The sequence below is a fragment of the Pseudomonas sp. R28(2017) genome (assembly GCF_002112505.1).
Taxonomy (GTDB): Bacteria; Pseudomonadota; Gammaproteobacteria; order Pseudomonadales; family Pseudomonadaceae; genus Aquipseudomonas.
This window is the reverse complement of the sequence record NZ_NEHW01000006.1, coordinates 48,439-71,549: the sequence shown is the minus strand read 5'-3', so window position 1 is coordinate 71,549 and position 23,111 is coordinate 48,439. Positions and strand designations below refer to the sequence as shown.

18 protein-coding genes and 1 pseudogene are annotated in these 23,111 nt (G+C 63.5%); 11 read left to right on the top strand and 8 right to left on the bottom strand.

Features of this window, described 5'->3' with window-relative positions:
- Positions 1 to 141 precede the first annotated feature (141 nt).
- Together CAF78_RS12355 and CAF78_RS12350 are read left to right on the top strand one after the other, a co-directional pair.
- Positions 142 to 1,353, top strand: coding sequence for a M24 family metallopeptidase (locus CAF78_RS12355; protein ID WP_085675981.1), 1,212 nt, complete (start codon positions 142 to 144; stop codon positions 1,351 to 1,353).
- A gap of 180 nt (positions 1,354 to 1,533) precedes the next feature.
- Positions 1,534 to 2,868: an MFS transporter gene (locus CAF78_RS12350; RefSeq protein WP_085675980.1), complete on the top strand. Its 1,335-nt coding sequence runs from the start codon at positions 1,534 to 1,536 to the stop codon at positions 2,866 to 2,868.
- Positions 2,869 to 2,894: 26 nt separating this feature from the next.
- Here CAF78_RS12350 and CAF78_RS12345 read toward each other — a convergent pair whose 3' ends face one another.
- Entirely contained in the window at positions 2,895 to 3,890 is a 996-nt protein-coding gene (locus CAF78_RS12345; RefSeq protein ID WP_085675979.1) for a GlxA family transcriptional regulator, read from the bottom strand.
- 157 nt (positions 3,891 to 4,047) lie between these two features.
- On the opposite strand from CAF78_RS12345, the gene pssA reads away from it, so the two are divergent.
- The 3 genes from pssA to CAF78_RS12330 all read left to right on the top strand — a co-directional run bounded on the left by pssA (position 4,048) and on the right by CAF78_RS12330 (position 9,297).
- Complete coding sequence (pssA, locus tag CAF78_RS12340; protein ID WP_085675978.1) at positions 4,048 to 5,376, top strand: CDP-diacylglycerol--serine O-phosphatidyltransferase; 1,329 nt, start codon at positions 4,048 to 4,050, stop codon at positions 5,374 to 5,376.
- Between the two features lie 99 nt (positions 5,377 to 5,475).
- Positions 5,476 to 8,022, top strand: a complete 2,547-nt coding sequence (locus tag CAF78_RS12335) for an EAL domain-containing protein (protein ID WP_085675977.1) — start codon at positions 5,476 to 5,478, stop codon at positions 8,020 to 8,022.
- Positions 8,023 to 8,130: 108 nt separating this feature from the next.
- Positions 8,131 to 9,297 carry a GGDEF domain-containing protein gene (locus CAF78_RS12330; RefSeq protein ID WP_085675976.1) on the top strand — a complete coding sequence of 389 codons (1,167 nt, stop codon included), beginning with the start codon at positions 8,131 to 8,133 and terminating at the stop codon, positions 9,295 to 9,297.
- 60 nt (positions 9,298 to 9,357) lie between these two features.
- Here the strand turns inward: CAF78_RS12330 and ppnN are convergent, their stop codons facing one another.
- The gene (ppnN, locus tag CAF78_RS12325) at positions 9,358 to 10,731 is read right to left on the bottom strand and encodes a nucleotide 5'-monophosphate nucleosidase PpnN (protein ID WP_085675975.1); all 1,374 of its coding nucleotides are present in this window, start codon (positions 10,729 to 10,731) and stop codon (positions 9,358 to 9,360) included.
- Positions 10,732 to 10,794: 63 nt separating this feature from the next.
- On the bottom strand, positions 10,795 to 11,856 hold the full coding sequence (locus tag CAF78_RS12320; protein ID WP_085675974.1) for a YeiH family protein: 1,062 nt from the start codon (positions 11,854 to 11,856) through the stop codon (positions 10,795 to 10,797).
- Between the two features lie 111 nt (positions 11,857 to 11,967).
- On the opposite strand from CAF78_RS12320, the gene CAF78_RS12315 reads away from it, so the two are divergent.
- On the top strand, positions 11,968 to 12,858 hold the full coding sequence (locus CAF78_RS12315) for a LysR family transcriptional regulator (protein WP_085675973.1): 891 nt from the start codon (positions 11,968 to 11,970) through the stop codon (positions 12,856 to 12,858).
- 47 nt (positions 12,859 to 12,905) lie between these two features.
- On the opposite strand, the gene CAF78_RS12310 is transcribed toward CAF78_RS12315, so the two are convergent.
- From CAF78_RS12310 to CAF78_RS12300, 3 genes are all read right to left on the bottom strand, one after another.
- On the bottom strand, positions 12,906 to 14,060 hold the full coding sequence (locus CAF78_RS12310; RefSeq protein ID WP_085675972.1) for an HBL/NHE enterotoxin family protein: 1,155 nt from the start codon (positions 14,058 to 14,060) through the stop codon (positions 12,906 to 12,908).
- Between the two features lie 309 nt (positions 14,061 to 14,369).
- Positions 14,370 to 15,569 (bottom strand): nicotinate phosphoribosyltransferase, encoded by a 1,200-nt coding sequence (gene pncB, locus CAF78_RS12305; RefSeq protein WP_085675971.1) that lies wholly within the window; start codon positions 15,567 to 15,569, stop codon positions 14,370 to 14,372.
- Positions 15,566 to 16,216, bottom strand: a complete 651-nt coding sequence (locus CAF78_RS12300; protein ID WP_085675970.1) for a nicotinamidase — start codon at positions 16,214 to 16,216, stop codon at positions 15,566 to 15,568. Before CAF78_RS12300 ends, pncB begins: the two co-directional genes overlap by 4 nt.
- A gap of 137 nt (positions 16,217 to 16,353) precedes the next feature.
- On the opposite strand from CAF78_RS12300, the gene CAF78_RS12295 reads away from it, so the two are divergent.
- The 3 genes and pseudogenes from CAF78_RS12295 to CAF78_RS27925 form a co-directional block, all read left to right on the top strand.
- On the top strand, positions 16,354 to 17,058 hold the full coding sequence (locus tag CAF78_RS12295; protein ID WP_085675969.1) for an NUDIX domain-containing protein: 705 nt from the start codon (positions 16,354 to 16,356) through the stop codon (positions 17,056 to 17,058).
- Between the two features lie 261 nt (positions 17,059 to 17,319).
- On the top strand, positions 17,320 to 18,312 hold the full coding sequence (locus tag CAF78_RS12290; RefSeq protein WP_085675968.1) for an RHS repeat-associated core domain-containing protein: 993 nt from the start codon (positions 17,320 to 17,322) through the stop codon (positions 18,310 to 18,312).
- A gap of 15 nt (positions 18,313 to 18,327) precedes the next feature.
- A pseudogene (locus tag CAF78_RS27925) lies at positions 18,328 to 18,543 on the top strand (NUDIX hydrolase); the annotation flags it as partial.
- 16 nt (positions 18,544 to 18,559) lie between these two features.
- On the opposite strand, the gene CAF78_RS12285 reads toward CAF78_RS27925, so the two are convergent.
- Positions 18,560 to 19,576, bottom strand: coding sequence for a DMT family transporter (locus tag CAF78_RS12285; RefSeq protein WP_256573890.1), 1,017 nt, complete (start codon positions 19,574 to 19,576; stop codon positions 18,560 to 18,562).
- Positions 19,577 to 19,871: 295 nt separating this feature from the next.
- On the bottom strand, positions 19,872 to 20,465 hold the full coding sequence (locus tag CAF78_RS12280) for a cupin domain-containing protein (RefSeq protein ID WP_085675966.1): 594 nt from the start codon (positions 20,463 to 20,465) through the stop codon (positions 19,872 to 19,874).
- Positions 20,466 to 20,800: 335 nt separating this feature from the next.
- Here CAF78_RS12280 and glnT point away from each other — a divergent pair, with 335 nt between their 5' ends.
- Both glnT and CAF78_RS12270 read left to right on the top strand, forming a co-directional pair.
- Positions 20,801 to 22,135 carry a type III glutamate--ammonia ligase gene (gene glnT, locus CAF78_RS12275; RefSeq protein ID WP_085675965.1) on the top strand — a complete coding sequence of 445 codons (1,335 nt, stop codon included), beginning with the start codon at positions 20,801 to 20,803 and terminating at the stop codon, positions 22,133 to 22,135.
- Positions 22,136 to 22,201: 66 nt separating this feature from the next.
- Entirely contained in the window at positions 22,202 to 23,107 is a 906-nt protein-coding gene (locus CAF78_RS12270; RefSeq protein WP_085675964.1) for a glutamine amidotransferase family protein, read from the top strand.
- Positions 23,108 to 23,111 lie beyond the last annotated feature (4 nt).

Genomic DNA, 23,111 nt, shown 5'->3' with positions numbered 1-23,111 from the left:
CTGCACTGCAGCCCCCTGGCCAGTGGCGATAACGCCAATTCCAGGTCGGATAGATACAAAAGCGTCCTCGTTCGTTCTGTTGCAATGCTTTCCAGGCGGCCGGCCTGAACAGCGTGCTCACAACGACAAGGAACACCGACCATGCAAATGCCCCAGACCCTGAAAATCCGCAATGGCGACAAGGTCAAGCCGACCTTCTCCGCACAGGAGTACGCCGCCCGTCATGCCCGCCTGCGGGCCTACATGGCCGAGCAGGACATCGAGGCGGCCATCTTCACCTCGTACCACAACGTCAACTACTACAGCGACTTCCTCTACTGCTCGTTCGGTCGCCCTTACGCGCTGGTGGTCACTCAGGACAAGGTGGTGTCGATCAGTGCCAACATCGACGGCGGCCAGCCCTGGCGGCGCACGGTGGGCACCGACAACATCGTCTACACCGACTGGCAGCGCGACAACTACTTCGTCGCCATCCAGCAGGCCCTGCCGCTGGCCTCGCGCATCGGCGTCGAATACGACCACCTCAACCTGCAGAACCACGCCAAGCTCGCCGCCTGCTACCCCAGGGCCGAGCTGCTGGACATCGGTGCACCGTGCATGCGCATGCGCATGATCAAGTCGGCCGAGGAGCAGGCGCTGATTCGCCACGGCGCACGGGTTGCCGACATCGGCGGGGCGGCGGTGGTCGAGGCGCTGCGTGACCAGGTGCCGGAGCACGAAGTGGCGCTGCATGCCACCCAGGCGATGGTCCGCGAGATCGCCAGGAGCTTCCCGGACGGCGAGCTGATGGACACCTGGACCTGGTTCCAGTCCGGGCTCAACACCGACGGCGCGCATAACCCGGTCACCAGCCGCAAGGTCAACAAGGGCGACATCCTCAGCCTCAACTGCTTCCCGATGATCGCCGGTTACTACACCGCGCTGGAGCGCACCCTGTTCCTCGACCATTGCCCGGACGATCACCTGCGCCTGTGGCAGGCCAACGTCGAAGTGCATGAAGCAGGCCTGAAGCTGGTGCGCCCGGGCATGCGTTGCTGCGACATCGCCCGTGAACTGAACGAGATCTTCCTGCGCCACGATCTGCTGCAGTACCGCACCTTTGGCTATGGCCACTCGTTCGGCACGCTCAGCCACTACTACGGCCGGGAAGCAGGGCTGGAACTGCGCGAAGACATCGACACGGTGCTGGAGCCGGGCATGGTGGTGTCGATCGAGCCGATGATCATGCTGCCCGAAGGGCGGCCAGGGGCGGGTGGCTACCGCGAGCATGACATCCTGATCGTCAACGAGCATGGTGCCGAGAACATCACCCGATTCCCGTACGGCCCGGAGCACAACATCATTCGCAAATAAGCACCGGCGTCGCCTGCTTCGCGGCTGAAGCCGCTCCCACAGAGGTACCACCACCCCGACGGCCAGTGAAACACCTGTGGGAGCGGCTTCAGCCGCGAAGAGGCCGATCCGGGCAACAAAAAAACAACTGTATGACCACCAGACCCTGCCGCCAATTAGAAGAATCAGAGGGTACCCGTCATGTCCAGCACCACCTTCAACGCTCCCTCCCTCGACGGCGCCGCAACCGACGCCGAACGCCAGGCCCTGCGCAAGGCCGCGCGCGCCAGTTTCATGGGCAATTTCGTCGAATGGTTCGACTACGCCGCCTACGGTTACCTCGCCACCATCATTGCCGCCACCTTCTTCCCACAGGCCGACAAGACCAGCGGCCTGCTGGCGACCTTCGCCGTCTTTGCCCTGTCATTTCTGGTTCGCCCCCTGGGCGGCGTGGTCTGGGGGCACTTCGGTGACCGCCACGGCCGGCGCAACGCCCTGTCCTGGTCGATCCTGATCATGTCGATTTCCACGTTCTGCATCGGTCTGCTGCCAGGTTACGCGCAGATCGGCCTGTGGGCGCCGGGCCTGCTGTTGCTGATCCGCCTGGTCCAGGGGTTTTCCGCCTCGGGCGAATATGCCGGTGCCGCGGCGTTTCTTGCCGAGTATGCACCGCCCGGCCGGCGTGGCCTGTACACCAGCATCGTCCCGGCCAGCACGGCGGCCGGGCTGCTGTTTGGTGCGGCATTCGTCGCGGTGCTGCATGAACTGCTGAGCAGCGAAGACCTGCACAGCTGGGGGTGGCGCCTGCCTTTCCTGCTGGCCGCACCGTTCGGCCTGGTCGGCCGCTACATCCGCATGAGCTTGCAGGACACTCCGAAGTTCCTGGAGATGGAGCAGCGCCTTGAACACAAAACCTGCATGACCCCGGCACCGATCCGCGAGCTGTTGGCACGGCACCGTCGCAGCCTGGCCATCGGCCTGGGGGTCACCTGCCTCAATGCCGTGGCGTTCTACCTGCTGCTCAGCTACATGCCGACCTACCTGTCCAACGAGATGGGCATGAGCGAGCGCGATTCGTTCATTGCTTCCACGGTATCGCTGGCCACCTATATCGGCCTGATCTTCCTGATGGGGCGGCTGTCCGACCAGTTCGGCCGCAAGACCATGCTGGTGGTGGCTTCGTTGCTGTTTCTCGGCCTGACCGTACCTTTGTTCAAACTGCTCGACGGGCAGCCGTTGCTGGTGATCCTGGCCATCCAGATTGTCTTCGGCGCGATGCTGGCCATGAACGACGGCACCTTGCCGTGCCTGCTGGCTGAGATATTCCCGACCCAGGTGCGCTTCAGCGGCTTCGCCTTGAGCTTCAACCTGGCCAATGCGCTGTTCGGCGGGACCGCGCCGTTCATCGCCACCTGGTTGATCCAGGCCACGGGTAACAAGCTGGCCCCGGCGGGCTACCTGCTGGCCGCGGCGCTGGTCGCGTTGCTGGCCATGTTGATGTGCCGGGAAACGGCGCATTCGGCCCTGCAGGACTGAGCAGGCCCCGGCACGTCAGCATGCCTTCAATGCAACGAGGCCTGCCGCCGTTCGCCCAACGGTGACAGGCCAAAGAAGCGACTGTAGCTCTTGGAAAAGTGTGCCGGTGAACTGAACCCACAGGCCAGCGCCACCTCGCGCACCTGCACATCGCTGCGCAGCAGCAGTTCCCGTGCCCGTGACAGGCGCAACTCCAGGTAATACTGGCTGGGCGTGCGTTGCAGGTACTTGTGGAACAGGCGCTCCAGCTGGCGCACGGTCACTTCGTTGAGGCTGGCCAGCTCGTCCAGCCCCAGCGGCTCCTCCAGGTTCGCCTCCATGATTGCCACCACCTGGCTCAGCTTGGGCTGGCTGCTGCCGAGCAAGGTGCGCAACGGCACACGCTGGCGCTCGCGCTCACCCCGCACACGGTCACACAGCAACAGCTCGGCGGCCTTGGCGGCGATGTCCTGGCCGCCGGCCTGGCGGGCGACCAGTTGCAGCATCATGTCCATGGCCGCCACGCCACCGGAACAGGTGAAACGGTCGCGGTCCAGCTCGAACAGCTGGCTGGAGATGACAATGTCGGGGAAGTGTTCCTGCAGGGCCTGCAGGTCTTCCCAGTGAATGGTGCAGCGGTAGCCGTCGAGCAGCTCGGCCTTGGCCAGCAGGTAGCTGCCGGTGCAGATGCCGCCCAGCGGCAGGCGCTGGCGGGCCAGTTGGCGCAGCCAGTCGATCAGTGGCCGGGTGCCGCCACGGCTGCGGTCGATCGGGTTGGCGCCGACCACGAACAGGGCGTCCAGCGCCGGGGCGTCTGCGATACTGTGGTCGGGCAGCACGCGCATGCCGTTGCTGGCCACCACCGGTTCCGGGCTGGCGGCAATCAACACGGTACGGTACAAGGGGTGGCGCGCTGCCAGGTTGGCCATGCGCAGGGTTTCCACCGCCGACGCCAGGCCAATGGTGGTGAAGTTGGGCAACACCAGAAAACCGAAGGTTCTGGTCGGGCAGGGCGTTACGCTGATGGAAGCGGGGTGGACCATTGCGATCTTCCTGTGCAAGCTGAGGCGTGGTTCGTCAGGGGCAGTGGAAAACAAGCCTCGCGTGTTTCTTGTTGTTATGGGTCGTTGCCGGGCTGATCTTACACCCCCGGCGCAACGGCCAGGAATGGACCTGATTGCAGAGAGAAGGTGATCGTACGTGAACCCCGAATCCATGCTGGCGGCACTGCCAGGTTTCGCCATCGCGCCTGAGGCGATCCAGGTGTTGCCCGATGCCGCGGCCTACCGCACCTGCCTGCTCGAGCGCATCGCCACGGCGACCCGGCGTATCGTCATCGTGGCCCTGTACCTGCAGGAAGACGAGGCCGGCCAGGAGGTGCTCGATGCCCTGTACCAGGCCAAGGCCGAGCGGCCGGGCCTGGAGATCGTCATCGTGGTCGACTGGTTCCGTGCCCGCCGTGGCCTGCTGGGGGCCGGGCGCCAGCCGGGCAATGCGGCCTGGTACCAGGCCCAGCGCCAGCTGCGCGGGCTCGACGTGGTGATCCATGGCGTGCCGGTGCAGACCCGCGAGCTGTTCGGCGTGCTGCACCTGAAGGGCAGCGTGATCGACGATTGCGTGATCTATACCGGCGCCAGCCTGAACAACGTCTACCTGCACCGGTTCGACCGGTACCGGCTGGACCGTTACCACCTGTTCCAGTCGCCGGCATTGGCCGACGCCATGGTCGACCTGGTCCGGCGCCTGTTGCACCACACCGCCACGCCGCGCCTGGACCTGCCTGCGCCACCCGCTACCCGCACGCTGCGCGGCGATATCCGGCGCCTGCGCGCACGCCTGCGGCGCATGGCCTATGAGGCACCGGCCGCGATGGCGGGGCAGGGGCTGCGCGTGATCCCGCTGCTGGGCGTCGGCCGGGGCAACCCGCTCAACCGCACGCTGTGCGCGCTGCTGGCGGCGGCACATACGCAGATCATCATCAGCACGCCGTACTTCAACCCGCCACGGGTGGTGATGCGCGAAATCGACCATGCCCTGGACCGCGGCGTGCGCATCGAGCTGATCGTCGGCCACCGCACCGCCAACGACTTCTACATCGCCCCGGGCGAGCCGTTCAGCGCCAGCGGTGCCTTGCCGTACCTGTACGAAGACAACCTGCGCGCCTTTGCCCGGCGCCGCCAGGCCGCCATTGCCAGTGGCCAGTTGCAGATCCGCATCTGGAACGATCCGGGCCATACCTTCCACGCCAAGGGGGTGTGGGTCGACCAGCGCTATTCGTTGCTGACCGGCAACAACCTCAACCCGCGCGGGTTCAACCTGGACCTTGAAAACGGGCTGCTGATCGACGACCCACACGGGCAGTGGCTGGTGCCGCGGGCGGTGGAGCTGGAGGGCATTCGCCGGCATGCACCGCAGATCGGCGCGGCGGATGAGCTGGGCGAGAAGGCCGAGCACCCCAAGGAAGTACGCAAGTTCCTGCGGCGCCTGCGCTACAGCCGGCTGGAGCCACTGATCAAACGGGTACTGTGACGTCGCCCGGCCCGCGCAGCGGCCAGTCGTCAGTTGCACCGATCATCGCCCGCCGTTGCCAGTCCATTCAGATGAACCCTGGCAGAAGGTTTTCTCTGAATGGATGCGCTCCTAGGCAATGGCTCGCCACGTAGCCGTGTGGTCCGCCAGCTGACCCTGGCATTTTCTGGCTTGCTGATCCTGGTCCTGATACTCGGCCTGGTGTCGCTGTACCGCATCGCCCAGACCCTGAATGACCGGGAGCAGGCGCAAAGCCGCTTTCTTGCCGAATCGGCCCTGACCCAGTTGCAGAAGAACGAGCGCAGCTACTTGCTGACCCATGCCTTCTGGCAAGCGGCCTACGACCACCTGGCCGTCCCGGTGAACAGCCACTGGGCCTACGATGAAGACAATGTCGGCCAGACCCTCTACAGCGAAGACGGTTATGAAGGGGTGTTCGTGCTCGACGACGATGGCACCCATTACGCGGTGCTCGACGGGCAACTGAGCGACCAGGCCTTCGAGCGCCTGAGCGCGAGCAGCGCCAGGGTGCTGCAACAGGCACGCCAGGCGGCTGAGCATGAGCACGCTGCCTCGGGCTACCTGCTGTTCCGCGGCCAGCCAGCAATGTTCACCGCAGCGGTCATTCGGCCGCCTTCGATGCCGCATCATCTGCCCGCGCCCAAGGCGGTCCTGCTGTTCGTCCGCGTGCTCGACCCGGCCATGCTCGACACGCTGGGCAAAACCGTGGGCCTGGCGGATTTCGCCATCTCCGGCGGCGAGGGCCTGGCATCGGACCGGGGCTCGCTGCCGCTGGAGGGCAGTGGGCACAACCTGACCTGGCATATCGAGCAGCCCGGCAATGAACTGATCGGCAAAGTGCTGCTGCCCCTGGCCCTGGCCTTGCTGGTGATTGCCCTGCTAATGGCCGGGTTCGCCCGCCATGCGATGCGCACCAGTGCCGGTATCGATCGCAGCCACCGCCAGCTGGCGGCGTCCAAGAATGCCCTGGAAACCAGCGAGGCGCGTTTCAAGGCGGTCGCCGAAGCGGCGTCGGACTGGATCTGGGAAACCGATGCCCAGCAGCACCTGACCTACCTGTCCGCCCGCTTTGCCGAGCTGACGGGCCATAGCGTCGAACACTGGCTGCAGCGCTCCCTCAAGCAACTGCTGGCCTGTGATACCAGCCATATCGAGACCTGGCTGCATGGCCTGGCTGCCAGCGAATCCACCGGTAGCCTGCGCTGCCAGTACCGCGACCGGCTCGGCCAACAGCGTGAATGCCGCATCGCGGCGCGGGCGATCATCGAGCAGGGCATCTGCAAGGGTTTTCGCGGCACGTGCAGCGACATCACTGACGAAGTGGCCGCCCATGCGCAGATCCAGCACCTTTCCCTGCACGATGCCCTCACAGGCCTGCCCAATCGCAACAAACTGTTCCGTTTTCTCGAATTGGATGAAAGCGCTCCGGTGGCCTTGCTGATGCTCGACCTGGATAACTTCAAGCCGATCAACGACAGCCTCGGCCACCCGGCGGGCGACACGGTGCTGATCGAGGTGGCCCGGCGCCTGGGCGAGCAGACCCGCGACAGCGACCTGGTGGCGCGCCTGGGTGGCGACGAATTCATCGTGGTGCTGGCCCGGCCAGGCCAGCGCGAGGAAATGGACCGCTTCTGCAGACGGCTGATCGAAACCTTGCGCCAGCCGATCAAGCTCGATGGCCATACCGTGCAGGTCGGTGCCAGCCTGGGCGTGGTGCTCTCGGCGCAGTACCCCGGCACGCCGGGCGAGCTGATCCGTTATGCCGACGTTGCCCTGTACAGTGCCAAACAGGCCGGCAAGAACACCTGGCGCTACTTCTCGACGCAGATGAATGCCGCGCTGCTGGAAAAACGCACGCTCGAAGGCGAGCTGCGCGAGGGCATCCCACGGGGTGAGCTGGTACTGCATTACCAGCCACGCTTCAAGGTCGACGGTACCACCGTGGCGTCCGCCGAGGCGCTGGTGCGCTGGCGCCACCCACGCCTCGGCCTGCTGCGCCCGGACCGTTTCATCCCGCTGGCCGAAGAGTCGGACCTGATCGTACAGCTGGGCAACTGGGTGCTGCATGAAGCCTGCCGTTGCGCCCGCAGCTGGCCGCTGGCGGTGATGGTCTCGGTTAACATGTCGCCGGCGCAGTTCCGCCGCAGTGATGTGGTGCGTGATGTGGCTGACGCCCTCAGGCAAACCGGCCTGCCGGCGCACCGCCTGGAGCTGGAGATTACCGAAAACGTCATGCTCAACGATGTCGAGGGCGCGCTGCATACCATGAATGCGCTGAAGGAACTGGGTGTGCGCCTGAACATGGACGATTTCGGCACCGGCTATTCGTCGCTCGGTTACCTGCGTACCTACCCGTTCGACAGCATCAAGATCGACAAGCGCTTCGTGCAGTCGCTGGGCAAGAGTGACAGTGACCGTAGCGTGGTACAGGCTATCATCAACCTGGGCAACGCCATGGGCATGACGGTCACCGCCGAAGGCGTCGAAACCCAGGAACAACTGGCGCTGCTCAGCGACGACCAGTGCCATGAAGTGCAGGGGTTCTTGCTCAGCAAACCCGTGGAAAACCCGCTATTGGTGCGTTTGATGCAGGCAACGATGGCTACGGATCACGTTGCGCCTTGAAGGGTTGTATTCATTTGCGTGCAACGCGACGGTTCGCCCCTCTGAAAAGTCATGCCAAGCGCTTACAATCGGGCCTTTTCCACGTTAACCAGACAGGCCAATCCGTTTATGGCGCTTGATCCACCCACGATGCTGACGATCACCATCGCCCTGGCCGCTGCGGCCGCGCTGTACCTGGCGATCGAGTGGCGCAGTGTCCGCGAACCTTCGCTGCTGTTCTGGAGCGCCGGTTTCGCCACCATCACGGTCGGTTCGACCCTGGCCCTGCTGCGCGGGATCGGCCTGCTGCTGATCGGCATCTGGTTCGCCAATGGCTTGCTGGTGGTCGCCCACGCCTGCTTTCTGCTGGGTGTGGTGCGTTTCACCCAGGCCCGGTTGTCGCGGGCGTGGCTACTGATCGTGCTGGTATGGTTCGGCTTGCTGCTGCTGCCGGTGGGGCCGCAGTGGTCGAAAGTGATGCTGATGGTCAACTCGCTGCTGGTGGCGTTGCTCACGCTCAAGGCCAGCTACCTGCTGCGCCCGCATGGCAAGTCGTTGAGCGTGGGGGCGGTGCAGCTGCGTTACGTGCTGCTGATCCATGGCCTGTTCTATGTGGCCAAGGCGATCGTGGCGGTGACGCCCGGTACGCTGATCGACCTGGCGACCTTTGGCGGCCTGATCATCCAGATTTCCCTGGTCGAAGGGGCGATGGCGATCATGCTGATCGCGCTGTCGATGACCGGTACGGTGAGGTATCGCCGTGAAGAACGCATCGCCCGGCTGGCCGCACGCGACCCGCTGACCGCGCTGTACAACCGTCGGGCCCTGGAAGTCCGCGCCACGCACCTGTTCAAGGTGGTCAGCCCGGCGCAGCCCGGGGCGTTGCTGCTGATCGACATCGACAACTTCAAGCTGGTCAACGACCTGCATGGCCATGCGGCAGGAGACCGCCTGCTGATTGCCTTGAGCGAAATGATCCGGGCGGTGCTGCCGGAGCGCTCGCTGGCCGCGCGGCTGGGTGGCGATGAGTTCGTCATCCTGCTCAGCGAGGCCAGTAGCGAGAAAGTGGTGGAACTGGGCAGCCAGCTGCGCGAGCAGTTCCAGCAGTTTGCCAGGGAGGCGGTGCCGACCCCGCAGGCGGTGACCTTGAGTATCGGTGCCAACCTGTTCGACCAGCCGCCGGCCAGCCTGGCGGCGTTGATCGAGCAAGGGGATGTGGCGTTGTACCAGTCCAAGCGTGGTGGGCGTGACAGCATTCGCCTGGTGGACCGGACCGTGGCGAGTCCAGTTAGATAGATGGCTGCGGCCCATTCGCGGGCTTGCCCGCGAATGGGCCGCAGAGCGGCCCCGGCGATCTCAGGTCACAACTTGGTAGCAAGGCACATACGCCGCGCCACCCGGCAATTTCATCCGGTGCTGGTCGACAAACGCCTGCAACAGGCGCCCCAATGGCTCCAGCACCGCGGCATCACCGCGAATCTGATACGGCCCGTGCTCCTCGATCAGTCGTATCCCCTTGTCCTTGACGTTCCCCGCCACGATCCCGGAAAACGCCCGGCGCAAGTTGGCCGCCAGTTCATGGGCCGGCAAATCGCGGCGCAGGGCCAGTTCGGCCATGTTGGCGTGGGTCGGGTCGAACGGGTGCTGGAAGCCCCCGTCGATCTTCAGCAGCCAGTTGAAGTGGAAGGCGTCGTTGCGCTCGCGGCGGAACTGCTTGACCTCCTTGAGCCCCTCGACCATGTGCCGGGCCACTTCGGCCGGGTCATCGATGATGATCTGGTAGTGGCGCTGCGCCGCCTCGCCAAGGGTGGCGCCGACGAAGGCATGCAGCTGTTGCAGGAACGGTTCGGCGCTGCGTGGCCCGGTGAGCACCACCGGGAAGGGCAGGGCGTGGTTGTCCGGGTGCATGAGGATGCCGAGCAGGTAGAGGAATTCCTCGGCGGTACCGGCGCCGCCGGGGAAGATGATGATGCCGTGGCCGACACGGACGAAGGCCTCCAGGCGCTTCTCGATGTCCGGCAGGATCACCAGCTCGTTGACGATCGGGTTCGGCGCCTCGGCGGCGATGATGCCCGGCTCGGTCAGGCCCAGGTAGCGGCTGCCGTGCATGCGCTGCTTGGCATGGGCGATGGTCGCGCCCTTCATCGGGCCCTTCATCACCCCCGGGCCGCAGCCGGTGCAGATGTCCAGCTTGCGCAGGCCCAGCTCATGGCCGACCTTCTTGGTGTACTGGTACTCCTCGCTGCTGATCGAGTGGCCGCCCCAGCACACCACCATCTTCGGCTCCACGCCGGGGCGCAGGGTGCGGGCGTTGCGCAGCAGGTGGAAGACGTAGTCGGTGATGCCCTGGGAGCTTTCCAGGTCGATGCGCTGGCTGGCCAGCTCGCTTTCGGTGTAGACGATGTCGCGCAGGGCGCTGAACAGCATTTCGCGGGTGCTGGCGATCATTTCGCCATCGACGAAGGCGTCGGCCGGCGCGTTCAGCAGCTCCAGGCGCACGCCGCGGTCTTGCTGGTGAATGCGGACTTCGAAGTCCTTGTACGCCTCGAGGATGGTCTTGGCGTTGTCGACATGGGCGCCGGTGTTGAGGATGGCCAGGGCGCACTGGCGGAACAAGGTGTAGAGGGTGCCGGTACCGACTTCACTCAGTTGCTGGACTTCACGTTGCGACAGCGTCTCCAGGCTGCCTTTGGGGCTGACGGATGCATTGATGACATGGCGTTGAGGCATCTAAGTCGTTCCTGTGCAGGTAAAAACATCCTTGCAAGACAACACCATACCGATCAATGCACGTCAACCTAAAAGGCGTTGCACGCCCAGGGTAATCGCCAGGCCGCCACCCACCAGCCACAGGTTGAGGAGCGCGCCGGTGATCAGCGCCCGTGGCCCGGCCTGGCGGATCTGGCTCCAGCGGGTTTCCATGCCCAGCGCGGTCATGGCCATGGTCAGGGCGAAGGTGTCCAGGCTGTTGACTGCCTGGGTCACGCTACCTGGCAGCACCTGCAGCGAGTTCACCAGCACCAGGGCGAGGAAGCCGAAGGCGAACCAGGGCATGGCGATGCGGCCATTGCCTTGCGCCTGGCCGGGTTGGCGCGAGCGGCTGATCCACACGCCGACTACCAGAAGCACCGGCACCAGCAGCATCACCCGGGTCATCTTGACGATGGTGGCGATGTGCGTGGCTTCGGGGCTGACGTTGCTGGCCGCGCCCACCACCTGGGCCACTTCGTGAATCGTCCCGCCGAGGAACAGGCCGGCGCCCAGTGTGTCCAGGTGCAGCCAGCCGGCGTTGATCGCCAGCGGGTAAAGGAACATCGACAGGGTGCCGAACAGCACCACGCTGCCGACCGCCATGGCACTTTTGTGCGGGGCGCTGCGCAGGGCCGATTCGAACGCCAGCACGGCGGCGGCGCCACAGATCGCGCTGCCGGCGGCAGTGAGCAGGGCGGTGTCGCGGTCCAGCTTGAACAGCCGGGTGCCGCACCACAGGCCGATCAGTAAGGTGCTGGTCACGACCAGCAGCGATACGCTCAAGCCGGACCAGCCGACTTCGGCGATCTCCTGCAGGCTGACGCGCAGGCCGAAGAAGGCCACGGCGATGCGCAACAGCCCACGCGCCGAGAAGTTGATACCGGCTGCCCAGCTGGCCGGTACGCCGTCGCGCAGGGCGTTGCCGTACAAGGCACCGGCGACGATGCCGACGATCAGCGGGCTGATGCCCAGGCTGGCGATGGCAGGCAGGGCCGCCAGCTGGGTGACGGCGAGCGCGAACAGCGCGACGAACAGAATGCCGTTGAGCCGCCCTCGGGTGGAGAGGGTAGGCGCCAACGCGGGGTTGGAATTTGCCGTGGCCATGTGAGTCCTCCGGGAAAGTGTTTCGACATGGCCTACGTTAATCTGGTTATAAGCTTATAAAAAATCGTAATTTAGAATGGCAAATATCCGCTGAACTGATATTTTTACCGAATGACCCCAGAACAACTGATAACCTTCGCCACCGTGGCCGAGCACGGCAACATCAGCCATGCGGCCCAGGCCCTGCATCTGTCGCAACCGGCGGTGTCCGGCCAGCTCAAGTTGCTGCAGGAGGACTTTGGCGAGCCCCTGTACCAGCGCGCCGGCCGTGGCGTGCGCCTGACCGCTGCCGGCGAGCAACTGCTGGCCCATGCCCAGCGCCTGCGGGACACCTTTCGCCAGGCCCAGGCATTGTGCCAGGCCATGCGCGGGCTGGAGCGCGGCACCTTGCTCATCGGTGCCAGCACCACGCCGGCCAGTTACCTGCTGCCGTACCTGATCGCCGATTTCCATGGGCGCTACCCGGAGGTGCTGGTGACCACGACCCATGGCAACACGGCGGAAATCGTCGCCGCGCTGGACAGCGTCGATATCGCCCTGATCGAAGGCCCGCCAGGGCAGGAGTTGCCGCTGGGTACCGAAGTGACGGCGTGGCGCGAGGACGAGATCGTCGCCATCGTGCCGGGTGGCCATCCTTTGGCAGGTGCCGAACAGCAAAACTTGCAGGCGTTGGGGGCTTACCCGCTGGTGCTGCGTGAAAGTGGTTCGGGGGTGCGCCAGATCGTCGAGCGGGCGTTTGCCCGGCATGGCGTGGCCATGCGCGTGGCGCTGGAGATCGCCGGGGTGGAAGGGGTGAAGGAGGCGGTGCGGGCCGGGATGGGCATTGGCTTTGTCTCGGCCATGTCGATCCGTCATGAAGATGGCGTGTTGCGCCAACTGAGGATTGCCCCTGAACCGTTGCTGCGGCGGTTTTCCATCCTCTTGCCCCATGCCGCCACGCCGTCGCGGGCCGCCGCGCGGTTCATGGAACTGTGCGTGGGCCAAGTGACCGAGGCCACGTAACCCGCCCTTGCTGCCGGGAGCTGCGGCAGCAGGGGCGGGCAAGGGCGCTACTGGATGTTGGCCTTGGCCGGTGTGGCCTGGTTGTACTTGATCGACGCTACGCTGTTGCACAGCCCGACCAGTGTCTGCCAGTCCTGGTTGGCCAGGTTCAGGTTGCGTTGCAGCTCGGGCAGGTTGAGATTGTCGACATTGCCCTTGCAGTTGTTGAGGTCGGTCAGAACGGTATTCAGTTCACCCTCAAGTTCCTCCCACACGTTCAATAGCAGGCCGATCAGCGAACCCGCAGCCTGGGACAGTTGGATCAGCTTGTTCAGTTGATCATTCAAGGCCGCCAGGCTGGCAGATTGCTGGGTAACTGCATTCATGCGCGTTGTATCGGCCTCGATCTCGCTGCGCAGCTGCTTGATCTTGACCTCGGCGGCGACCATGGTCGCAATCCCCGCAGCTGCCCCGACGATGCCGAAGGCCAGGCCGAAACCGAGGCTGAAGATCGCAATCACGGCCCCGGCGAAGAACGCCACGCCAGCACCAATGGCTGAAGCCGTTTCCACCACCTGCCAGGTCTTGATCTGCTTGCGCATGTCTTCGATCTTGGCCTGATACTGCCGGACCTGGTCGCGGTTTACGTCCTGCTGCTGGGTGGAGTCACTGACAGCCTTGGAGAGTATCTGGCTGTCCTGGATCAGGTTGTTGGAATAGTCGGTAATCGACTGGTGCACCGATACGGCACTTTGGCTGAACGCACGAAGCTGCGAAATCAACCCGTTGAACTGCTGCTTGAGCGAGTTGATGGCCTGCGTATTGCCTGGGTCGTTCTGCAGTACGCCGATCAGCGAGTTGATCGTCGACATGCTGACGTTGAAGGCAATGCCATATCCGGCAATGGCGTTGGGAATGCTCACCAGGTTCGCGGATATCCCGTACCAGGCGTTGGCGTGGATCTGGGCGTTGCTGAAGGCAGTCTGGAACGTGCTGTACCAGGAGGGCGCCGGGGTGATGGTCGGCAGTTGAGTGTTGGTGATGCCAAGCACATAGGCCATTACATCGTTGTTGGCATTGAAGGCATCTGCCAGTTGCTGATCGATGGGCAAGTCATTGGACGCCCTCAGCGCAGCGGGAACGCTGCCGAGTGCGGCAATGCTGACGACGTTTGACAGCGGGTTGAGGGTGAACGGGAAAAACTGTTTCTTCAGTGCATCCATGACACTTCTCCTTGAACAGTGACCGATCGACCGGTGCTGATAGTCGGGGCGTTGAGTGTGCGGCAGGTTCCTTGCGCAGGCGCGGGGCGCGCCTGCAATCCACTAAGCAGAGGCCCGAAGAGGCTTGGATAGCGAACTCATTTAAGCAGCGCCAAGGGGCAAGGCAAGGGGCTACCCGGTGTGTTTTTCGCTCTCGAACGGTGAGCGAAAAAGCACAAGCAGACAGAACAGCGTCTTAGGTGCGGTGCAGGCGACAAGCAGGCGAAGCGGTGCTTTTTCGACGCATTCCACGGGCCTGCCCAGGCGGGGTCAATTCACCTTGAACACATGCTTCATGTAGGCCACGAAGTTGTCATCGCGGCACTGGGTCTTGCCTGGGCTGTCGGAGATCTTCGCCACCGGCGCGCCATTGCAGTCGGTCATCTTGATCACGATGTTCATCGGCTCCACCCCCGGGATATCGCAGGTCAGCCGGGTACCGATGCCAAAGCTCACGTTGATCCGCGCGTGCAGCGCCCGGTACAGGCCCAGCGCCTTGGCGAAATCCAGCCCGTCGGAGAAGATCAGCGTCTTGCCCTTCGGGTCGATGCCCAGCCGCTCATAGTGGGCGATGGCCTTCTCCGCCCACACCAGCGGGTCCCCGGAGTCGTGCCGCAGCCCATCGAACAGCTTGGCGAAGTACAGGTCGAAATCACCCAGGAAGGCATCCATGGTGATGCAGTCGGTCAAGGCGATGCCTAGCAGGCCTCGGTACTCGCGCACCCAGGCTTCCAGCGCGGCGGCCTGGCTGTCGACCAGCCGTGGGCCAAGTTGCTGGTGCGCCATGAACCATTCGTGGGCCATGGTGCCGAGTGGCTTGAGTTCGAGCTCGCGGGCCAGGTGCACGTTGCTGGTGCCGACGAAGCGGCCGGGGAAGTCGTGCTTGAGCAGGTACACCACTTCTTCCTGCACCCGGTAGGAAAAGCGCCGCCGTGTACCGAAGTCGGCCAGCTGGAAGCCGGCCAGCTCGTCGGCACTGGCCTCGGCCTTGAGCCAGTCCATTTTCTGGTACAGGCGCTCGCCCACCTGTTCGATCGTCACGTCGCGATAACGGTAGCGGTTGCGCACTTCGCTGATGATCGCCAGCAACGGGATCTCGTAGAGGATCACATGCAGCCACGGCCCGCGCACGCGGATCGCCAACTGCCCGGCGGCGTCCAACCCGACTTGCACATAGCGCAGGTTGAAGCGGAACAGGCTGAGGAAGCGGATGAAGTCCGGTTTGAGGAACGGGATCTTTTCCAGGTAGGCCAGTTGGTCGTGGGTGACGGTGACCTCGCTCAACTGCTCAATCTGGTAGCGGATTTCCGCCAGATAAGGGGAGAGGTCTTCACCGTTGCGACAGCGAAACTCCCACTCCACCTCGGCGTTGGGGTAGTTGTGCAGCACCGCCTGCATCATGGTGATTTTGTAGAAGTCGGTGTCCAGCAGGTTCTGGATGATCCGTGGGCCGAAAACGCTTTCGCTCATGGGCGGTCTTCCTTGATCAGAGAGAGCTGGTAGTCGAGCGCGGCCTCATCGCCGCACAGGATCACGCCCTCGGCAGCCAGTGCGCCGCAGGCGCTGATGGCGCCTTCCTGGGTCAGCGCGCGGCAGGCCGGCAGGTACAGCAGCACCTGGAAGCCGGCCTGGCGCAGTTGCCGGGCAGTGGTCTTGACGCAGTACTCCAGGGCCAGGCCGCCGACGATCACCGCACCGACCTGCTGCACCTTGAGAAACTCGATGACCCCGGTGGAACGGCGCTCGGCGAGGTCGTGGTAGCAGGCGCCATAGGGGTGCAGGTCGGGTTCGACGCCTTTCCAGACGAAGTAGTCGTAGTCGATCGGGGCGGGCAGGCCGGGCAGCAGCTCGAAGCCGGCGGTACCGGGCACGCAGTGGCTGACCCAGGTCAGGTCGGCGTTGGCCAGGGTCAGCGGTTGCAGCATCTGACCGGGTTCGGCCACTACCCAGGCCGCGTTGGCCGGGTGGGCGTCCTTGCTGCCCAGGCGCAGGTCGGCGCGCAGGGCCATGGCGTTGAGGTCCGGGGCAATCTCGTTGCCTTCCGGCACCGGCAGCTCCTGAGGGCTATTGGCGGTGAAGCCGTTCTGCGCGTCGACATCGAAACTGGCGATCTTCATGGCGGGTCTCCTCGCTGGAATGGCTATATAATTCACCTGGTGTAATAAGTGTGTCAAGTGACAATTTATACGTGGTTGTGGGTTGCCATACTTAGAAGCCCTGGTGGATTATTGGCCCGATGAACAAGGAGCCCCCGGTGAGTACAGTCGAAGTCCTGGCCAGTGTCGATATCGTCGCCCTGCGCCTGGCCCCTGATGGCCAGCATCTGCAAGTGTTGTTGCACCGTCGTGAGCGCGAGCCCCATGCCGGCCAGTGGGCCTTGCCTGGTGTGATCGTCAATGGCCGCACCCCGGATACCAGCCTGGAAGGCGCCGCTGAACGCGCCCTGCGCGAGAAAGCCCTGGTGTTGCCGCGCCACCTCGAACAGGTGGGTACCGAAGGCAACGCCTTCCGCGATCCGCGGGGTTGGTCGTTGAGCACCTATTACCTGGCACTGCTTGATCCGCAGCAGGAGGTTGAGGGTGACCAACTGGCGTTTTTTGACCTGGACAGCGTGATTGACCGCAAGGTGCTGCTGCCGTTCGACCACAACTTGCTGGTCGAGCGTGCGCGCGAGCGGTTGGCTTCGAAGACGGTGTACAGCAGCTTGCCGCTGTACCTGCTGGCGCAGAAGTTCACCGTGTTCGACGCGCTGGGGGCGGTGCAGGCGTGCCTGGGGCAGGCGGTGAACAACACTTCGCTGCGCAAGCGCCTGGAGCGCCTGCGCGAGTTGGGCTGGGTGCGCGATACCGGGGAGAAGAACCAGCCCAGGCTGGGCCGGCCGCAGCAGTTGTATCAGTACACGCCGCAGGAGGAGCGGGTGTTCATGTTTGACCGTAGCCTGTTGCCTGAGGGCGCCTGAGCGACGTCGTATTTGTAGATCCCGTCTTCATCTTCACCTCGCCAGCGCGATTTAGGGAGCAAACGGTACGCCGCACTTCACCCCCCATACACCAGATGCAAGTACTTTCGCATTGCGGCCCATCGCGACACAAGATCGGTCAGGTGTCCGTATTGTTTGAATTCAATGCATGCCGCAGGTGAGTGAGCTGGTAAAAGTGCTAGTTGCCAAATGCGCAGGGTACGATTACTTTGAGCGGGAAAGGTGATGAGGCTGTTATAAATGAATAGGTCTGCTGATAATGCGCCTTCCACGCGTCTGTTTTACGCGGGAGGAAAAATGGTTTGCCGGCTTGGCGGAGGGAATACCCGGCTGATATATGCCGGCAGTTACCTCATCGCCCAATCACAAATAACGACTATGTTGTTGCAAGTGGAGACGGCAAATACAGTGATTGCAGGCAGGGCTGATGAGTATGCAGAGTCCCAGTCCTACTCACCCTATGGGTTTTCGCCTATCCGGGATCAGGCACCGATTGTTCAGTTCAATGGCGAGTGGCGTGATCCTAAAACGGGAAATTACCCACTGGGGCAGGGGTATCGTTTACTCAGCCCAATAGTCGGGCGTTTTTTTAGCCCTGATCAGTGGAGTCCATTTGGCAGAGGGGGACTGAATGCATATGCCTATTGCGCTGGAGATCCTGTCAATTTCCATGATCCGAGCGGGCACACAAAGAAGGGTTTTAATACCTGGCGCGATATTCCTCCGAAAAGAATTTCGTTGGCCAGTGCCGTTAAGTCGGCAGACCTCCCACCTACCCTGGAACCGTTAATTCAACATATGATCGAGCGTGATCCCGATGGTGGGCATGTATTTTGGCGACCTGCTGAGCGTGGGAGAGGGAGACAATACAGGATTGGGCGTTATAGTTCTGCGAGTCATCACGAGGAAGGTAGTGAGACTTATTTTAACTTTGATCAGAAAGTATATCAGATTGAGAGGCATGGAACTCCTTATGGGTCGAAGCCTTCATTTGATCCTCTGTTTAAGTTAGGAGATTTGTATGCGGCATGGAGTAAGGAGGTTGGGGCGAAGAGTTACCTTGATGCTGGTTTTCAATGGCTCGGTCCCGTCAGCAAACCACTCGAAATATTGCTAGATTCTCCGCGCTCGCGTGTGAACGCTCCGAACGTGAGAAATAGGCTCAGCCGACCTGAGCAACATAATGTTTCTGATATACGTAATCCTAGCGAGGGTAAACTTAAATATGAGTGAGTAGAGTATTCGTCGAATAGCGCTGGGGCGGTGCAGGCGTGCCTGGGACAGGCGGTGAACAACACCTCGCTGCGCAAGCGGCTGGAGTGCTTGCGCGAGCTGGGGTGGGTGCGTGATACCGGGGAGAAGAACCAGCCCAGCCTGGGCTGGCCGCAGCAATTGTATCAGTGCACACCGCAGGGTGAGCGGGTGCTCATGTTCCATCGTAGCCTGTTGCCCGAAGGCACATGAGCGCCTGACACGTGACTCACTGACTTAGCAGGGACCTGTGGGAGCGGGCTTGCCCGCGAACACCGGCGAAGCCGGTGCCATCCACCGCGTCGACTGCTTCGCGGGCTTGCCCGCTCCCACAGGTGTCGCCTTGCTCAGCCGGTGCCTTGCGCGCCGCCGCCAGAATGGTCGCCAGTACGACCAGCGCAGCACCAGCGGCCATGCGCAGCGTCGGCTGATCACCAAACAGCCACCACGCCCCGAGGATCGCGTACACCGGCTCCAGCGCGATGATCATGCCGGCAGTGCGCGCCTCCAGCCCTTCCAGGCTCTTGACGAACAGGTACTGCGACAGCCCGGTGCAGAACACCCCCAGCAGTGCCAGGTTGATCCAGTCGCTGCCGCCCAGGCTGGTGTTGCCCAGGTGGGTGAAGGCGAACGGCGCGACCAGCGCAGCCACCACCACGTTCTGCCAGAACGCCACCTGCATGGCATTCATGCTCGACCCGTTGCGGCGGTTGGCCACGGTCAGCAGGGCGAATGCCAGGCCCGAACCCAGGCCCCAGAGCAGGCCGACGGTGCCTTTGTCGAGCAAATCGAAGGTCGGCACCACCAGCACCAGACCCGCTGTCACCATCAGCAACAGCAAGCCCTGCGCGGCGCCGATGCGCTGGCCGAACACGCCGCGTTCGATCATCGCGATGAAGGCCGGAAAGCTGGCAAAGCCCAGGGTCGCAACCGCCACACCGCCAACCTTGACCGCGACGAAGAAGGTCACCCAGTGGGTCGTCAGCAGGGCGCCGGTCAGGCCCAGCACCGGCAGGTTGCGCAGGGTCAGCGCGTCGAGCAGGCGGGTGCCCTTGAGCCCGGCGACGAAGCCCAGGGCGATGAAGGCGAAGGTGGCGCGGCCGAAGGTGATGATGCTGGCGTCGGCCTCGATCAGGTGGCCGAGGATACCGGTCAGGCCGAACAGCACAGCGGCGATGTGGGCAATGCACAGGGCATTACGGTGGCCGGTGGCAGCACCGGCTACGGGGATTGAAGTCGCGATCATGGCAGTCAAGTCTTCACAATGTGGCGCGCGCAAACACTCCCGATCAGCGCGACGCGGGTCTTTGATTCTGGGAGTTTTATCGTTATGAGCCCGGACGAATTGCCCGGTGCAAAAAGGCGCCACAGCGTTGGAATTGTGAAGCGAGGCTGTTTTACTCGCGAATACCACACCAATCAGCCCACGGCGCGGGGCTGGTCGATGTGTGTATTATTTTTGTATACAGGGTTTTCAAGGCGATTGCGGGCGACGTGTGCTTGTCTGATCGCGACATCGGTTGTTGCCTTGCTGCGCCGCCTTACTCGTCGCCGTAGTTCATGATCGACAACAGGCGAATTGGCACCTGCACCAGCTGCTCGGGGCCGTGCGGGGTTTCGCCATCGAAGGTCAGGCTGTCGCCGGCCTGCATGCGATAGAGCTGGTTGCCGTGGCGATAGACCAGTTCACCTTCCAGCAGATGAAGGAATTCGGTGCCGGGGTGGGCGAAGGTCGGGAATTCTTCGCTGGCGTCGTCCATGGTCACCATGTACGCCTCGAAGTTTTTCTTCGGCCCCCTGGCGTGATTGAGCAAATGGTAGGTATGGCCCTTCTCGGTGCCGCGGCGCACCACCTCCAGCCCTTCACCGGCCTTGACCAGCAAGGCATTGCCATCGGGCTGGTCGTATTGGCTGAACAGCTTGGCCATCGGCATGCCCAGCACATCGCACAGGCGGCTCAGGGTATCGAGGCTGGTGGACACCTGGGCGTTCTCGATCTTGCTCAGCATGCCCTGGCTGATGCCGGCGATGCGCGCCACATCGGCGAGCTTGAGTGACTGGGCCTGGCGCTGGCGCTTGATCTGCAGGCCCAGGTACTGCTCCAGGCGAAGGCGCGGTTCGGTTTCGGTTGGCATCGAATGTCCTGCACGGTTTCAGTTCAAGAATAAAGTTTTCGCACTGGGAAAGTGCGAGGCGCGGCTGCATTGGCTGCTTCTTTCCTCAGGTGAAAACAAGTTTCACACAAACACAGCAAAGAAATCTGCCTCGATTGTGCGTGGCCTGTGCTGGCCTCTTCGCGGGCAAGCCCGCTCCCACAAAGCCCTGTGGGAGCGGGCTTGCCCGCGAAGAGGCCGGATCAACCCATGCAGGACCATCACCCTGGACAAAGTTGGCAAGCACATTGCATTCCTGAGAGGAAAGTAAGTTTCCCATGCGGAATTAGTGCCCCTCACCCAGGAGTGATCAACCCATGTTGCCAGCAGAAACCCAGCGCACCCTCGACCAGTACGGCATCAAGTATGTGTTGGCGCAGTTCGTCGATATCCACGGTTCGGCGAAGACCAAGTCGGTGCCGGTATCGGGCCTCAAGATGGTGGCTGAAGAGGGCGCCGGCTTTGCCGGGTTCGCCATCTGCGGCATGGGCATGGAGCCCCACGGCCCCGACTTCATGGCCCGTGGCGACCTGTCCACGCTGATCCCGGTGCCGTGGCAGCCGGGCTATGGCCGGGTGGTGTGCGTGGGCCATGTCAACGGCCAGCCCTGGCCCTACGACAGCCGCTACGTATTGCAGCAGCAGGTGCAGCGCCTGGCCGACAAGGGCTGGACCCTGAACACCGGCCTTGAGCCCGAGTTCAGCCTGTTCCGCCGCGACGAAGGCGGCAAGCTGCAGCTGGTGGACGCCTCCGACAACCTCGACAAACCCTGCTACGACTACAAGGGCCTGTCGCGCTCGCGGCTGTTCCTCGAACGCCTCACCGAGGCCCTGCAGCCGGTCGGCTTCGACATCTACCAGATCGACCACGAAGACGCCAACGGCCAGTTCGAGATCAACTACACCTACAGCGACGCCATGGAGTCGGCCGACCGTTTCACCTTCTTCCGCATGGCCGCCGGCGAGATCGCCAACGACCTGGGGATGATCTGCTCGTTCATGCCCAAGCCCGACCCCAAGCGCGCCGGCAATGGCATGCACTTCCACCTGTCGCTGGCCAGCAGCAGCAACAAGAACCTGTTCCACGACCCCGCCGACAGCAGCGGCATGGGCCTGTCGAAACTGGCCTACCACTTCGCCGCCGGCCTGTTGGCCCACGGCCCGGCGCTGTGTGCCTTCGCTGCCCCCACGGTCAACTCGTACAAGCGCCTGGTGGTCGGCCGCTCGCTGTCTGGCGCCACCTGGGCGCCGGCCTTCGTCGCCTATGGCGCCAACAACCGTTCGGCGATGGTGCGCATCCCCTATGGCCGCCTGGAGTTCCGCCTGCCGGACGCCGGCTGCAACCCGTACCTGGTCACCGCCGCCATCATCGCCGCCGGCCTCGACGGTATCGATCGCCAGCTGGAGCCGGGCGAGATGTGCAACGAGAACCTCTACAACCTGAGCCTGGAAGAGATCGCCGCACGCGGCATCAAGACCTTGCCGCAATCGCTCAAGGAAGCCGCCGACGCGCTGGAGGCCGACCCGCTGTTCCGCGAGGTGCTCGGCGCCGAGATCGTCGACGAGTTCATCAAGCTCAAGCGCATGGAATGGGTGGAGTACTGCCGCCACGTCTCCGACTGGGAAATCCAGCGTTACACCGAATTCTTCTGACCGCCAACCCTATCCCTGGGTAGCGGCAAACGCAGCGGCTACCCACTGCCTAGAAGGAGTATCACCATGTGTGGAATCGTAGGTCTGTACCTGAAAAAGCCAGAGCTGGAAGCCCAGCTTGGCAAGCTCTTCGAGCCCATGCTCGAAGCCATGACCGACCGTGGCCCGGACAGCGCCGGCTTCGCCATCTACGGTGACGAAGTGGCCGATGGCTGGGTCAAGCTGACCTTGCAGGCCACCGAGCTCGACTACCCCTGGACTGCCCTGATGGGGCAACTGGAAGGGCGCCTGGGCTGCTCGCTGGACTGGTTCCAGAATGCCAGCGCCGCCGTGCTCAAAGTGCACACAAGCGAAGCCGCCGCCCGTGAAGCGCTGGCCGAGCTGGCGCCGAGCGTGCGCATCATGAGCGCGGGGCAGAGCATCGAGATCCTCAAGGGCATGGGCCTGCCGGCGCAAATCTCCAGCCGCTTCGGCCTGGCCGGCATGAAGGGCAGCCACATCATCGGCCATACCCGCATGGCCACCGAAAGCGCGGTGACCCTGGAAGGCAGCCACCCGTTTTCTACCGGCGCCGACCTGTGCCTGGTGCATAACGGCTCGCTGTCGAACCACTTCCGCCTGCGCCAGGAACTCAAGCGCGAAGGCATCAGCTTCGAGACCGACAACGACACCGAGGTGGCCGCCGGCTACCTGACCTGGCGCCTGCAGCAGGGCGACACCCTGGCCCAGGCCCTGGATGGCGCGCTGGAAGACCTGGACGGCTTCTTCACTTTCGCCATCGGCACCCGCAACGGCTTTGCCGTGATCCGCGACCCGATCGCCTGCAAACCGGCGGTGCTGGCCGAGACCGAGGACTACGTGGCCATGGCCTCCGAGTACCAGGCCCTGGCCAGCCTGCCGGGTATCGACAAGGCCAAGGTCTGGGAACCGGCGCCGGCCACCCTCTACGTCTGGGAACGCGAAAGCGCCTGACCCC